13 protein-coding genes are annotated in these 13529 nt (G+C 45.5%); 5 read left to right on the top strand and 8 right to left on the bottom strand.

Features of this window, described 5'->3' with window-relative positions:
• Positions 1-294: 294 nt before the first annotated feature.
• Positions 295-1533: an acyl-CoA dehydrogenase family protein gene (locus tag A4S05_RS32970; protein WP_069073982.1), complete on the bottom strand. Its 1239-nt coding sequence runs from the start codon at positions 1531-1533 to the stop codon at positions 295-297.
• A 36-nt stretch (positions 1534-1569) separates the two neighbouring features.
• A complete protein-coding gene (locus tag A4S05_RS32965) occupies positions 1570-2916 on the bottom strand; it encodes an LLM class flavin-dependent oxidoreductase (RefSeq protein WP_069073984.1) in 1347 nt (448 codons plus the stop codon).
• 37 nt (positions 2917-2953) lie between these two features.
• Between A4S05_RS32965 and A4S05_RS42280 the strand changes: the two genes are divergently transcribed.
• Complete coding sequence (locus A4S05_RS42280) at positions 2954-3124, top strand: hypothetical protein (protein ID WP_176727179.1); 171 nt, start codon at positions 2954-2956, stop codon at positions 3122-3124.
• Here the strand turns inward: A4S05_RS42280 and A4S05_RS32960 are convergent.
• Positions 3121-3726: a nitroreductase family protein gene (locus A4S05_RS32960; protein ID WP_069073981.1), complete on the bottom strand. Its 606-nt coding sequence runs from the start codon at positions 3724-3726 to the stop codon at positions 3121-3123. The genes A4S05_RS42280 and A4S05_RS32960 overlap by 4 nt on opposite strands.
• A gap of 314 nt (positions 3727-4040) precedes the next feature.
• Between A4S05_RS32960 and A4S05_RS32955 the strand changes: the two genes are divergently transcribed.
• The 3 genes from A4S05_RS32955 (at position 4041) to A4S05_RS32945 (ending at position 7224) form a co-directional block, all read left to right on the top strand.
• Positions 4041-4994, top strand: a complete 954-nt coding sequence (locus A4S05_RS32955; protein WP_069073980.1) for a D-2-hydroxyacid dehydrogenase — start codon at positions 4041-4043, stop codon at positions 4992-4994.
• Between the two features lie 263 nt (positions 4995-5257).
• A complete protein-coding gene (locus A4S05_RS32950; protein WP_069073979.1) occupies positions 5258-6862 on the top strand; it encodes an FAD-dependent oxidoreductase in 1605 nt (534 codons plus the stop codon).
• Positions 6862-7224 (top strand): 4Fe-4S dicluster domain-containing protein, encoded by a 363-nt coding sequence (locus A4S05_RS32945; RefSeq protein ID WP_069073978.1) that lies wholly within the window; start codon positions 6862-6864, stop codon positions 7222-7224. The genes A4S05_RS32950 and A4S05_RS32945 overlap by 1 nt, the downstream gene beginning before the upstream one ends.
• Positions 7225-7554: 330 nt before the next feature.
• On the opposite strand, the gene A4S05_RS32940 is transcribed toward A4S05_RS32945, so the two are convergent.
• The 5 genes from A4S05_RS32940 to A4S05_RS32920 all read right to left on the bottom strand — a co-directional run bounded on the left by A4S05_RS32940 (position 7555) and on the right by A4S05_RS32920 (position 12375).
• Positions 7555-8559 carry an aldo/keto reductase gene (locus tag A4S05_RS32940; protein ID WP_084227355.1) on the bottom strand — a complete coding sequence of 335 codons (1005 nt, stop codon included), beginning with the start codon at positions 8557-8559 and terminating at the stop codon, positions 7555-7557.
• Positions 8560-8715: 156 nt separating this feature from the next.
• Positions 8716-10107, bottom strand: coding sequence for an LLM class flavin-dependent oxidoreductase (locus A4S05_RS32935; RefSeq protein ID WP_069073977.1), 1392 nt, complete (start codon positions 10105-10107; stop codon positions 8716-8718).
• Positions 10108-10252: 145 nt separating this feature from the next.
• Entirely contained in the window at positions 10253-10462 is a 210-nt protein-coding gene (locus A4S05_RS32930) for a hypothetical protein (RefSeq protein WP_069073976.1), read from the bottom strand.
• Between the two features lie 17 nt (positions 10463-10479).
• Positions 10480-11526, bottom strand: coding sequence for a sulfonate ABC transporter substrate-binding protein (locus tag A4S05_RS32925; protein WP_069073975.1), 1047 nt, complete (start codon positions 11524-11526; stop codon positions 10480-10482).
• Positions 11527-11619: 93 nt separating this feature from the next.
• Positions 11620-12375, bottom strand: a complete 756-nt coding sequence (locus A4S05_RS32920; protein ID WP_069073974.1) for a dienelactone hydrolase family protein — start codon at positions 12373-12375, stop codon at positions 11620-11622.
• A gap of 254 nt (positions 12376-12629) precedes the next feature.
• Between A4S05_RS32920 and A4S05_RS32915 the strand changes: the two genes are divergently transcribed.
• Complete coding sequence (locus A4S05_RS32915; protein ID WP_069073973.1) at positions 12630-12851, top strand: hypothetical protein; 222 nt, start codon at positions 12630-12632, stop codon at positions 12849-12851.
• Positions 12852-13529 lie beyond the last annotated feature (678 nt).

Below are 13529 nucleotides of genomic sequence, written 5' to 3'. Positions count from 1 at the left end.
TGTGTGTACACCGTAGCTTTATAAGGGGGGCTAGGGGGGATCGAATTCTATGCAGCTTCATAAAGAAATGGCTTAAGTCAAGGCTTCAGTTAGCTAAGTCTGCGTAGGATTAAGAAGCAGAGGGGCAGGGAATGTGGGCAATACTTGTCGGGTTTTGGGGAAAAGTAAAGGAAAAACCTTTAACCTTTTCCCCAAACCCAATTCCGAGTTAAGAATACAAAACCCAAGCAGTATTGGAAGTGTGGGGAGTTTTCTGCCCCATCTCCTCATCTTCTCCATACCCTATACAAAACCTTAGAAAAATCCTCTTGTCGGCAGAGGCGTGCCATTAATTTCGTAGTCTCCGATTGCACGGGCTTTGAAGTGACTGGGGTTATGTGATGCCAAAGTCCGGGCGTTTCGCCAATGACGATCGTAGTTGTAGCTTTGCTTGGTCGTTGAAGCTCCACCAACTTCAAATAGTAGGGTAGCAGAACGTAGTGCCAAGTCATCGACAATCAATTTGGCTTTGGCTGCACTTAAAGAAGCTGCTAGCGCTGCTGCTGTTTCCGATTCTTCACCCTGGGTTTGGGCAGCAGAGAGGCGATCGAGAGCATCAGCGGCGGCCAGCACGATCGCTTCGGCGGCAAAGGCATTGGCGGCAATCTGACCAACGGTCTGCTGCAATAGCGGGTCATCTGCTGCTTGCTCACTTACGGCATGGTAGAAGGTTCTAGGTCTTTTACGGACGAGGTTTGTTGCATCGCGCAAGACGCTGCGAATAATCCCAGCGTTAATTGCAGTCAGAAACAATTGCGGCACAATGTTGTAGGGTAGGTTATCTTTATCTGTATCTGTATCAAGAATTACTTCATCTGCCTCGACCCGAACATTAGCAAACGTAGTCGTTCCCGTACCCGTCAACCTTTGCCCAAAACCGTCCCAGTCGTCTATCAGATCAATTCCCTCACGCTTGGTAGGAATGAGTATGAATGCTGTAGCGTCATCGGGTGTTAACACGCGTACAAATACCAAGTCTGCATAAATACTACCAGTGCTGTAATACTTTCTACCATTGAGACGATAGCCGCCGTTATCGGGTGTCAATTTTGTATTTACCACCGCACCGCCACCAGATCGCTTAACTTCCAGTTCGGTGGTAGCGAGTCCGATAATCGCTCCATCAACGACCGCCTTGAGCCAACGGCGGTTTCTCTCACTGCGGGGAGCGCGCAAAATTCGCTCGGTCACGGAGAAATGATTCCGCACAATGTGAGCGACGTTCGGATCGGCATCTCCCAAACGAATCACCACCTCTAACAGTTCCCGCGCTGAACTACCACCACCACCTTCAGCAACGGGGATGCGTAATGCACCTAAGCGCGATCGCCTAATTAGGTCGATGACATCAAAAGGCAGGATGCGATCGCGATCGCGCTCGGTTGCCCCCAGCGCGATAAAATCCAACAGGGTTTGCAGTTCGGGAGAGTTGGCTGTGACAGAAGCAGAGAACTCAAAGGTGGAATCTAAAGCTTTTTCTTCAATGTGGGTCATGGTTTTTCTCTCTGAATATTTTTGGAATAGCTACATTTAGCTTACAGATGCGGTTGTGGGCTGGAAGAAGCGGTTAGTAGGGCGAGCAAGTCCCAGATTTTCGCGCAGTGTCTTGCCTTCGTACTCCTGGCGGAAAATCCCACGTCGTTGGAGTTCTGGCACAACCTTGTCTACAAAATCATTCAGCCCTTCAGGAAGAAAAGGGAACATAACATTGAAGCCATCAGACCCTTCCTCGGTCAGCCATTGCTCCATCTCATCGGCGATCGTTTGGGGTGTACCGACGAAAGCCAGCCCACCATAACTACCGATACGTTGCGCCAGCTGACGAATCGTCAGGCTCTCACGTTGCGCTAAGGCGATTACTCTTTCTCGTGAAGAGTGACCACCGTTATTCGGTGGGATTTCTGGCAAGGGGCCATCCGGGTCAAAACCCGAAACGTCGTAGCCAATAGCACTATTGAGGCTGGCGATTCCACTGTCATAATGTACTAGGCTATCCAAATAAACACGCTTGGCCTGTGCCTCGGCGACGGTTTCCCCCACGATGACTAAAGCACCTGGAAGGATTTTTATGCTGTCTGGGTCACGTCCGATTGCCTGCGCTCGTCCCTTAATGTCCGCAAATAAAGCTTTGCCAGCCTCCAGATTACTAGCAGGTGCAAACACAGCCTCGGCGGTTTCGGCAGCTAATTGCCGTCCGGCTTCGGATGCGCCTGCCTGGACGATTACCGGCCAGCCTTGGACAGGTCTGGCAATGTTCAATGGCCCTCGCACCGAGAGATATTTTCCCTGATGATTCAGAACGTGAAGCTTTGCAGGGTCGAAATAAATCCCTGCTTCCACATCCCGAATAAACGCATCATCAGCAAAGGAATCCCAAAGACCTGTGACAACATCATAAAATTCTCTAGCCCGCCGATAGCGTTCATCATGCTCTACCTCTTCTTCTAATCCAAAGTTGAGGGCTGCGTCTGGATTGGCTGTGGTGACGATGTTCCAGCCAGCGCGACCGCCACTGATATGATCGAGAGACGCAAAGCGGCGAGCGATGTGGTAAGGCTGGTCATAAGTCGTGGAAGCGGTAGCTACCAGCCCAATGTGTTCGGTGACGCTGGCAAGAGCAGAAAGCAGGGTAAAAGGCTCGAAAGAAGTGACCGTATGGCTGCGTTTGAGCGCGTTGACTGGCATATTCAGCACCGCTAAGTGATCGGCCATGAAGAATGCGTCAAATTTGCCTTGTTCTAGTTTTTGAATAAATTGTTTCAGCGCTGGGAAGTTGAAATTAGCGTCAGGCAAAGCCCCAGGATAGCGCCAAGCGCCAGTATGTATGCTGACTGGGCGCATGAATGCACCTAGTTTTAATTGCTTCGATCTGCTCATCTTAAATGGGTTATTTAGTGAATACAAGTTTTTAAGCATGGGAAAGACAGCCGATGTAACGGGCGATCGCTTTTGCAACTCAAGAGTCGCTAGTCACGAGCGCGATCTGCGCTTCGCTATCGCAGTCGTAACCTTTACTACCCACGGTTTGGATCTCTGTAGCACTCACACGCGGTTCTGCTCTACATACTTCAGCCTCGATCTTTAGTCTTTCAATAAGGCTGAGGTATGTCCCCACTGTCCAGTAAAGACAAATTCTTTCAACGGCTTGCGGACACGGGGAGCCAGTTCGCGATCGCGTAGTCCATCAGGGAGGCTTTGGGGATCGCCAGGATAACCAACTGTCACTACAGTTGCAGGCTCATAGTCTTCTGGAATTTGGTATATTTCTCTCGCGGTATCTGCATTAAATCCCGCTATTTGATGGGCAAATAAACCAAGACTTGTCGCCTGAAGGATCAGGTTTTCTAAAGCCAGCCCGACATCATGAAATGCATGTCTGTTTGTTTTCCCGTCGTCAGTAAGGATTTTAGCGACTGCAAGTATCAGTACCGGAGCATTTTTCGCCCATCCTTGATTAAACTCCACCAAGGTACTAAGTAGACGATTGTATTCCGTTGAGTCATCTTTGGTGGCAACAATAAAGCTCCAAGGCTGATGATTGTAGGAAGAAGGTGCCCAACGAGCTGCTTCTAGCAATGAGAGTAGTTTATCCTGCTCAACTGAGCGATCGGCAAAAGCTCTAGGACTCCAACGACTCTGGATCAAGTCATGAACAGGGTATTGTGTTTGGGCAAGTTTCTGCGTCATTTTAATGAATTTCCTTATCGATACTCAGTAAGTTGCCAATTGAAGATAACTAGGATTAAGAAACGGAAACTTTTAGCCTTTTTTAAAAAACTTAGCAAAGCTAACAATCTAGGCTTTCATTGATTTTTAGATGTAAATAGTGAGCTAGCATGAGCAATCCAGCATTGTAGGATAGAAACAACTTTGTTGATTAATTATATAATACGGTAAATTTATCGATTTATAGTATTATACTTTCAATGGCGATCGCTTCCTTTGATATATTGCTTGTATTTCTCCATGCCCATTGACTATTTAGCGTGAAGGATTAACCCGTGGTCAAACTAATTTTACCGATAGAACTTACTACCGAGATTGAGCCACACCTACCATCGGATACAAAATTTGTGCGGGTAGATAGTGATGGTAATTTTGATAGCGATCCTAGTGATGCTGAAGTTTATCTCAATGGGTTTAAATTGAAGCCAACCACTCTACATAAGGTGCTGGCGGCTGCTCCTGGAATACGTTGGCAACAAACTCCTAGTGCTGGTGTAAATCACATTTTGACACCGATTTTTCTCGAACACGATATTATTCTGACTAATGGCGCGGGGGTTCATGCGATTCCGATTTCGGAATTTGTCTTAAGTTTGATTCTCTATCACGCCAAACAGTTACGGCAATTGCAAGCAGATCACGATCAACGCAAATGGGAAAAAAGCTGGTTAGTACTACCAGAGTTAGCAAATTCAACTGTGTTAATTCTTGGGACTGGAAACATAGGTCAAGCGATCGCAGCTCGGATTAAACCATTTGGGGCGAGAGTTTGGGGCGGTCGTCGTCATCCACAACCTCTAACAAATTTTGATAAAATCGTCGGCACAAATGAATGGCACGCATTGTTACCAGAAGTTGACTATATAATTGTGGCGACACCTCTAACACCAGAAACCAAAGCCTTAATTGATGAAACAGTACTGCGATCGCTACCCAGTCATGCTTATTTAATTAATGTCGGTCGAGGTGCAGTTGTGGATGAATCAGCCTTAACTAAGGCTCTCACTGAAGGCTGGATTGCAGGTGCAGGATTAGACACAGTTTCTATTGAACCCTTACCGCCAGAAAGTCCTCTATGGTTATTACCTAACTTGTTTATTACACCCCATACTTCCGCAATTTCCCCAGCATTAAAAGGACGCATTACAGACTTGTTCCTTGATAACTTAGAGCGTTACCGAGGCAATAAGCCTTTACGGAATGTAGTCAATAAGAAAGCAGGATACTAATTGACTGTTAAAGAAGAATTCAGAAGTCAGAATTCAGGAGCGGAGCCGGAGACTCCGAAAGCTCCGGTCAGAATGAATCAGTGGCGGGTCTGAATCCCCCACTGATTAAAGACCACTAAATCTTTGATTTAGTGGGGGTCTTAAACCCTGGATTCATCCACTATGAAGTTCAAAATTCATTCTGTTAGCGGTAGCGGGGCGTTTAGCCCATTCTGGCTCCTGACTCTTGAATTCTGTTTCGATAAATTTATAAAGCGATAATTATGAATACAAAAACTTTTCAAGTCTCGGCGGCACAGAGTGTAATTACCACTGATGTCTTAGTTCTGGGTGGCGGGCCGGCTGGTACTTGGGCAGCACTTTCAGCAGCAAAGCAAGGTGTCCGTGTCATCCTAGCGGATAAGGGGTATTGCGGTACATCAGGGGCAACAGCTCCATCCAATACTGGCGCATGGTATCTTCCCAAAGGCGCAGAACGTGATGCAGAAATTGAGCGTCGGCTGTCTCGCTCATCAGGACTTGCCGATCGCCGTTGGTTGCAGCGTGTGATTGAGCAGGCACAAATAGGTTTAGATGATTTAGGGGATAACGGCTATCCTTTTCCTTTTGATGAGCAGGGCAATCCCTACCGTGCTAACTTGCGCGGGCCAGATTATATGCGCTTCATGCGCCAAAGAGCGATCGCAGCTGGTGTACGCATTCTTGATCATCATCCCGCACTCGAACTACTTTGGGCCGATGGTGCGATCGCAGGTGCAGCAGGTATTCATCCCCGCACTGGGAATCGCTGGGAAGTCAGAGCAGGTGCCGTTGTGCTGGCGACTGGCGGATGCGCTTTTCTGTCTCATGCACTAGGTTGCGATGGTAATACCGGTGATGGTTATCTCATGGCAGCAGAGGCAGGAGTCAGGCTATCTGGAATGGAATTTTCCTCACAATATGGCTTGTCACCTGCTCATACTTCCGTGACCAAGGGATTGACCTTTACCTTCGCCAGTTTTTATTTGGAGGATGGCTCTCCCTTACCGGAAACTGGGGAAGACCGAGCTGTACGTATTGCACGCCAGTTGCTTGCGGGTGAAAAAGTGTATGCCTTGATGAATCGCGGCAACCCTATGGAACATGAATGGTTGCGCCAGGGTCAACCTAACTGCTTTCTCCCATTTGAGAGGATTGGTTTAGATCCATTCCAGCAACCCTTCCCAGTGACACTACGTTCAGAAGGAACTGTTCGCGGCGTAGGTGGACTGGAAATTATCAACAATGATTGCGCTACAAAAGTGCCGGGACTTTATGCCGCCGGTGATGCAGCCTCTCGGGAAAATCTGACAGGGGCAGTTTCAGGAGGGGGAAGCCCTAATGCATCCTGGGCGATCGCTAGTGGGACTTGGAGTGGTCGCGCAGCAGCACTTTTTGCTGCCTCTTTAGGCGACAAAGCCGGGACACGCTTGGTTCGTGGTTTAGGTCAAGCAGGTTTGCGTCCCCGTAAACAGCCGCTAGAGAATGAGCTAATATCGGAAGCGATTAGTGCTGTTCAGGCTGAAACCTTGCCGCTTGATGTTAATTTCTTTCGTTCTGGAGCGAGGATAGCGCTATCACGTCAACGTTTGGATGCAGTATGGACAGATATTCGAGATTATCTAGTAGGTGAAGGTCGCAATGCTCTACGCGCACGGGAAGCTGCGGCGATGGCGGCCACAGCTCGCTGGATCTGGGCGAGTGCGGATGCACGTAAAGAAAGTAGAGGAATGCACCGACGCACGGATTTTACAAAAACTGACGTGCAACAAACAAGAAGAATATTTACCAGTGGTATCGATGATGTTGTGGTTGTCGCCGCAGAAAATCAGTTGCAAGAGGTAGCGTAATGATTGAAATTGTTGATAGCGATCGCTGTATCGGCTGTGATATCTGCGTAAAAGTTTGTCCGCGCGATGTCTTTGATTCTGGAGACGATGGAATAGCTGTAATTGCTCGTAAATCAGATTGTCAGACTTGTTTTTTGTGCGAGTTGTATTGCCCTGTTGATGCGCTTTATGTGTCGCCTTACGCCGAACTGGATGATGAGGTTGATACAGAACAGTTAATTACCCAAAACTTGCTGGGTAGTTACACCCGTAACATGGGTTGGCATCATGGCAAAATGGGAGGGACTGACAAAGATCCAACTCAACAACTTAGAATTTTGAACAGGGCAAGACAGGATAATGCAAGATTGAATGAAACTTAACGAAGGCAGGAGGCAGGAGGCAGGGGGCAGGAGACTACCTAATTTAGGATGATTGCATTTACTTACGGACTATAGCCTAGTCATAAAAAGGCTTTGAACGTTTTCGGAGATGTCTAGTAGACGCGCTTTGCGTAGCTTTTTGTAAAGACAAGATACTATATCTGCATACACCATAGTTGCAGATAGCGATCGCCCAGCCCCTAATAGTCCGCCACACAAAGTTTACGTGGTGGCGTTTAGGCAAAAAGAGGTAAAATCAAGGCTTTTAACCCGCGTAAGCGGGTTTTGCCTGTGCAACCATGACTTCCAGCCGCCTGGTGCAAGATTACTCTATGGGCGATTTCCAGATGGGTGCTGATGCCCTAGTATAGGATGGGGTGTGTAAGGTTCTTCTAAGAATTTGCGCTCTTGATCAGAAAGCTCTAAATCCACTGCCTCAACAGCCTCTTTAAGATGTTCTATCTTACTAGCGCCAATTATGGGAGATGTCACACCTGGTTGATGCAATAGCCAAGCTAGGGCAATTTGTGTGGGTTTCACACCTCGTTTTCCGGCTAATTCAACTACGCGATCGACTACTTGAAAATCTGAATCTTGATAGTAGAGATTGTGAGCAAATTCGTCAGTTTTTGCCCGCAGTGTTTGGCCATGGTCTGACTTACTGCGATTTCCTGCTAAAAAGCCCCGCGCCAAGGGACTCCAAGGAATAATACCAATCCCTTGATCTAGGGCTAAGGGTATCACTTCTCGTTCTTCTTCCCGATAAACTAGGTTGTAGTGATTTTGAATTGATACAAAACGAGTCCAGCCGTGAATGTCTGCTGTATAAAGGGCTTTAGCAAACTGCCATGCGTAAACACTAGAAATTCCTAAGTAACGGACTTTACCTGCTTTGACAATATCATGCAGTGCTTCTAGGGTTTCTTCAATTGGTGTTTCATAGTCCCAACGGTGAATTTGGTACAAGTCTACATAATCAGTCTGTAGCCGCCGCAAAGAAGCATCAATGCTGTCAAAAATATGTTTGCGAGATAGTCCTCGATCATTTGGGCCATCGCCGACTTTGCCATGTACTTTAGTAGCAATCACAACTTGATCCCGTTTGGCAAAGTCTTTTAGCGCTCGTCCGACAATTTCTTCACTAGCACCCAAGGAATAGACATCGGCGGTATCAAAGAAATTAATCCCCAATTCCAAAGCCAGTTTGATAAATGGACGACTTTCTTCTTCTTCTAATACCCATTCGTGCAATTTACGCGAACCATAAGTCATGGTGCCGAGGGTGACACGCGATACTTTGAGTCCAGTTTTGCCAAGATTTACATATTTGATCATACTGTTTGCTCTCTTTTGTTGGGATACTTAATAATGTTGTGACGTTTCTACAGCCAGTTGAGACATCTCCAGAAATTAAATATGCCTTGTCTAGAAACCTTGTAGAGACGTAGCACTGCTACGTCTCCACATCTTTTTTGGAGATGTCTAATGAAGTTAGGCGATCGCAGCTTCAGCAACAGCCGCAGTTTTGCTAAACTGATTTACTGGACGAGGTAAACCAAGATTTTCCCGGAGGGTTCGTGCTTCATACTCTGTACGGAACAGACCGCGACGTTGCAATTCAGGAATTACCAAGTCTACAAACTCATCTAATCCTCCGGGCAACCAGGGCGGCATAATATTAAAGCCATCTGCCCCGCCATTGACAAACCAATCTTCTAGTTGATCGGCAATTTGTTCTGGTGTGCCTAAAATCTGACGATGCCCACGCGCTCCAGCTATCGACAAATATAGTTGTCGAATCGTTAAATTTTCTCTCTTAGCTAGGTCAATCAGAAGTTGCTGACGGCTTTTACCCCCGTTAGTCTCTGGTAGCTCCGGCAACGGCCCGTCCAATGGATAGCCGGATAGGTCAAATCCACCAATCATTGAACCAAGCAAATTTAAGCCGACCACCGGATCGATCAACTCTTGAATCTGATCGAATCTATCTTTAGCTTCTTGCTCAGTTTTGCCGATGACTGGAAATACACCAGGCATGATCTTGAGATGGTCAGGTGAGCGTCCGTATTGAGCTAGTCTTCCCTTCACATCTTGATAAAAAGCCTGAGCTTCTGCCAAGGTCTGCTGGGCAGTGAAAATTACCTCCGCCGTTTGTGCAGCCAGATTCTTACCATCCTCGGAAGACCCAGCTTGAATGATCACCGGATAACCCTGGATGGGACGGGCCACATTTAGCGGGCCGCGTACTGAAAAATGTTCGCCTTTGTGGTTGGGAACGTGCAGTTTATTTGGATCGAAGTAAATACCCGATTTTTTATCATGTAAGAAGGCATCGTCCTCCCAACTATCCCAAAGTTTCGTGACAACATCCACAAACTCTTTGGCACGCTCATAACGTAGGGTATGCTCCATGTGTTTTTCCCGATTGAAGTTTAACGCTTCAGCTTCAGTCGCGGAAGTCACGAGATTCCAACCGGCACGACCGCCGCTGAGATAATCTAGTGATGCAAACTTGCGGGCGAGGTGATAAGGCTCGTTGTAGGTAGTGGATACTGTTGCTGTCAAACCAATGTTTTCCGTTACTACAGACAGAGCCGACAACAGGGTAAGAGGTTCAAAGTGGACGAGTTTCCCATTTCGGCTTAAAAGGTCGGCGCTTTGATTGCGTTGGCGTAGCCCGCCGTAGGCATCGCGCACAGCCACGCCGTCTGCAAAAAAGATCATGTCAAATTTGCCGCGTTCCGCCGTTTGTGCCAGCCTTTTATAATGCTGAAAGTTCAAACCAGCGTCAACTTCCGCTTCAGGGTGTCGCCATGATGCTACGTGATGGCCAGTGCTGGGCAAAAATGCACCTAGTCTAAGTTGAGGTTTTTTTGTAGTCATGCTTTTTTCTGTTTGGTAAGAAGTGTTTTTAAACGCAGAGGCACGCAAAGTAAGTGCAGAGGAACGCAGAGTTTTGCCGAATTTATACAATGTTGTACTAAGGTGTTATGAGTTATACACGCTAGTTTTTTTAATTTTGAATTGCTTACACTGGCTGGGGTTTGAGTAAATCTGTTTTGGTAACAAATTCACTAAATGCACTTGCAACTTGCTGTGGTAATGCGATGCCTGCGGCGGGCGTAGCCAACGCTTGGGCGATTTGCTGCATATAGGGATAAGTGGCTGGTCGCCTACCGATTGTAGTACCTAAATAACGCTCATCTCCCTGTGTAGGCAAATACCAAAAAACTTCCATTTTCCTATCTCCTGGCGCTATTTATGGCTAATTGTTTCCGGTGTTATAGCTGCATATTGTTCGCTAGTCAGCATCGCTTCCTTAATATTGATAGATTTAGGAATCACTTTTTCTTTGGCAAATAAATCTGCAATTTTCTGTTGATTTTGCATGATTTCTGGCGTAATTGGTCTTAAACCGTAAGTTCGCCTTTCAATCATTGTTGTTAAAATATCTTCATCAATTTTGAGATGAGGAATAGTCAGTTTTACAACTTCCGATCGGTTTTTCTCACCCCATTGCCCTGTGTTATCTATCTCCTCAAGAACTAATCGCACTAATTTCGGATTTTCTGTGGCAAATTTTCGCGCAGCCATATAATATCCGCCCTGAGTAGAAATGCCACTAGCATCTCGCAAAACACGAGCATTGGCCTTTTTTTGTGCTACAGCTAAATAAGGGTCCCAAGTTACCCAGGCATCTATTTTCCCTTGAATAAAAGCATCACGGGCTTCTGAAGGAGGGAGGCTAATGGCTTGAATATCACTATATTTCAAACCAGCCTCTTCTAAAGCTTTTATTAATAAGTAATGGGAAGCAGAACCCTTTTGAAAAACTACTTTTTTACCTTTGAGTTGGGCTAAAGTCCGAATCGGTGAATTATTTTGGACGATAATTCCGCTTCCTTTACCAGTACTGGGCTTATTACTAGCAACATAAACTAAAGATGTACCAGCAGCTTGGGCAAATATCGGGGGAGTCTCGCCTACAGAGCCAATATCAACTCTACCCACATTCATCGCTTCCATCAGTTGTGGCCCGGCGGCAAATTGCGCCCATTCCACAGAAACACCTAAAGGCTTTAAACGTTTTTCTATCAATTCTTTAAGTCTGACAATATCCCCAGAACTTTGATATCCCATTCGGACAACTTTGGTTTTCAAACCATTGGTTGGATTTTCTGAATTTGGGGTTTGGACTGAGCAACTGATTAAGGTTGTTGAGATTGTTAATAATCCAGGTAAAAGTAATAGTGAAAAATGTTGGAAAATCTTAAATCGTGGCTGTTTGAAGGCGGTAATCATGGACGTGATACTTTGTTTTTTATTTGCTTTTGACTAGTCGTAGAGGCGCACAAGTGTGCGCCTCTAGTGTTGTATTGCTCCTAACCTAAAGATTTAGACTTTTTGAAGCTGAAGGTTCTTTTGGAACAGTTCTTGAACGTTTTTCCAAGCATCGGCAGCAGCTTCGGCATTGTAGCTGGCGCGATGATTGCAGAAAAAGCCATGTCCTGCACCGGGATAACGAAAGATTGCATGAGTAATCTGATTTTTCTTCAATTCAGCCTCAATTTGTTCTGTATGTTCTAAGGGGATTCCCTGATCATCAAGACCAAAGAAGGCGTAGATGGGGCCTTTAATCTCTGAAGTGCGGGTGATGGTTGGTTCTCCACCGCCGGGAGTTGAGTTAGGAATACCGCCACCATAGAAGGAAGCTGTAACTTTAATGTCTGGTAAAGTGGCAGCTAGGTAAACAACGTGACCACCAAAGCAGAAACCAATGGAACCGATCGCATCTCCTTGCACATTTGGTAGACTTCTTAAATAAGCGATCGCAGCTTTAATATCACTCAGTATTTCATCGGCTGTTGTTTGCTCCTTATAACCTCTCCCTTGCTGCACATCTTCAGGAGTGTATCCACCCTCAAAACCAGGGGCGGTGCGTTGAAATAAAGTCGGTGCGATCGCTACATACCCGTCTTTAGCAAATTTCTCAGCAACTTCCCGAATGTGAATGTTAACCCCAAAAATTTCCTGAATCACGATCACAGCTGGGAAGGTTCCCTTTTGGACTGGTTCAGCTAAGTAAGCATCAATTTGCAAATCTCCGTTAGGGACTTTAACTTGAGCGGTGCGAATTTCTGTGTTTGTCATCTTAGAATTAGCCTGTAATTGCTTTCAGGACGCGATGTTTTATGGTAATTTTTGTACAATACTACTTAAAATATATCGATTTAGCGTAGTTTAAGAGTAGTATTTCACAAACAATGCGTAAAGGCAAGTCATTTGATTTAGATGTAGATGGATATAAGACCGTGCCAAGAATCCGATGCTGAATTAGTCAGTGCGCTATGGGATGAGGTGTAGGCTGTTGACTTTGTGGGTTTTTAAGTGATATTATTCATACAATGATGATGTCGCTTTTTCTAAAGAAAGTAAACCGTGAAAAAGCCAAACAAGAAGGTAAACGTCTTGTAGTCGAAAACTTATTACAAGTTCGTTTTGGTTCATTAGATAAAGAACTTCAAGCAATTATTGAATCAGTATTAGCATTACTCCCTGAAGAATTTACTCCATTGCTCATGCAATTGTCACGGGAGGAATTGATTGCTAAATTTGGCAGACACTGAATAATTTTTCCGGTTAGACCTAAAACTAAAGTTTTGATACATCTTTAGGCAAGCTTGAACTGCCTTCTCTTGTAAATTGGTTTATAGCGATCGCCACTGTCAATCTAACCAGGACTACGGCTAAAGCTCGTAGTTCAAATAGTGTATACTTTTCAAATTTCAAGAAAACTTTTTAATATAGCTCTATTTATCGATAGATTTAGAATACTTAAAAAATAATTTATATTTTAAAAATCTCAAAACAATACTTGATTTCATATATTATTAGCTATACTAATATTTAGACAAGCTAACACTAGCCAAATAATTATAGTGTTTATCGTCTGAGTGAGTTACATCTCGTTGCGGTGAGGGGCTACAGGCGAAGATGTAACTCATGCGAGGGCTGCCTTGAAGAAGAATTCAGAAGTCAGAATTCAGGAATCAGAATCAATTGGATGGGGATTCAGACCCCAACCAATTGTAGACACCGTGCAGATGATGGGGTTTTAAACCCGTTTATTCAGACGCTCGCGGACTCGCTAACGCTGCGCTATCCACCAGTCGCACAGAATTCAATTCTGAATTCTGGCTCCTGACTCCTGAATTCTGTTTGATAACAAGCCTTTCTAGAAATACAGGATGCATCAGAGGAGTTGCTTGTTTTATCTGAAATGCTAGGGCGTGTCATCAATTGAG

The sequence above is a fragment of the Nostoc sp. KVJ20 genome, assembly GCF_001712795.1.
Taxonomy (GTDB): domain Bacteria; phylum Cyanobacteriota; class Cyanobacteriia; order Cyanobacteriales; family Nostocaceae; genus Nostoc.
The sequence above is the reverse complement of the archived record's forward strand: the minus strand, read 5'-3'. Positions and strand labels throughout refer to the sequence as shown.

Bases quoted from the DNA above. Each gene is read 5' to 3' on its own strand.
- A4S05_RS32970 (WP_069073982.1), bottom strand. From the start codon at position 1,533: ATGACCCACATTGAAGAAAAAGCTTTAGATTCCACCTTTGAGTTCTCT.
- A4S05_RS32965 (WP_069073984.1), bottom strand. From the start codon at position 2,916: ATGAGCAGATCGAAGCAATTAAAACTAGGTGCATTCATGCGCCCAGTC.
- A4S05_RS42280 (WP_176727179.1), top strand. From the start codon at position 2,954: ATGGGAAAGACAGCCGATGTAACGGGCGATCGCTTTTGCAACTCAAGA.
- A4S05_RS32960 (WP_069073981.1), bottom strand. From the start codon at position 3,726: ATGACGCAGAAACTTGCCCAAACACAATACCCTGTTCATGACTTGATC.
- A4S05_RS32950 (WP_069073979.1), top strand. From the start codon at position 5,258: ATGAATACAAAAACTTTTCAAGTCTCGGCGGCACAGAGTGTAATTACC.
- A4S05_RS32945 (WP_069073978.1), top strand. From the start codon at position 6,862: ATGATTGAAATTGTTGATAGCGATCGCTGTATCGGCTGTGATATCTGC.
- A4S05_RS32940 (WP_084227355.1), bottom strand. From the start codon at position 8,559: ATGATCAAATATGTAAATCTTGGCAAAACTGGACTCAAAGTATCGCGT.
- A4S05_RS32935 (WP_069073977.1), bottom strand. From the start codon at position 10,107: ATGACTACAAAAAAACCTCAACTTAGACTAGGTGCATTTTTGCCCAGC.
- A4S05_RS32930 (WP_069073976.1), bottom strand. From the start codon at position 10,462: ATGGAAGTTTTTTGGTATTTGCCTACACAGGGAGATGAGCGTTATTTA.
- A4S05_RS32925 (WP_069073975.1), bottom strand. From the start codon at position 11,526: ATGATTACCGCCTTCAAACAGCCACGATTTAAGATTTTCCAACATTTT.
- A4S05_RS32920 (WP_069073974.1), bottom strand. From the start codon at position 12,375: ATGACAAACACAGAAATTCGCACCGCTCAAGTTAAAGTCCCTAACGGA.
- A4S05_RS32915 (WP_069073973.1), top strand. From the start codon at position 12,630: ATGATGATGTCGCTTTTTCTAAAGAAAGTAAACCGTGAAAAAGCCAAA.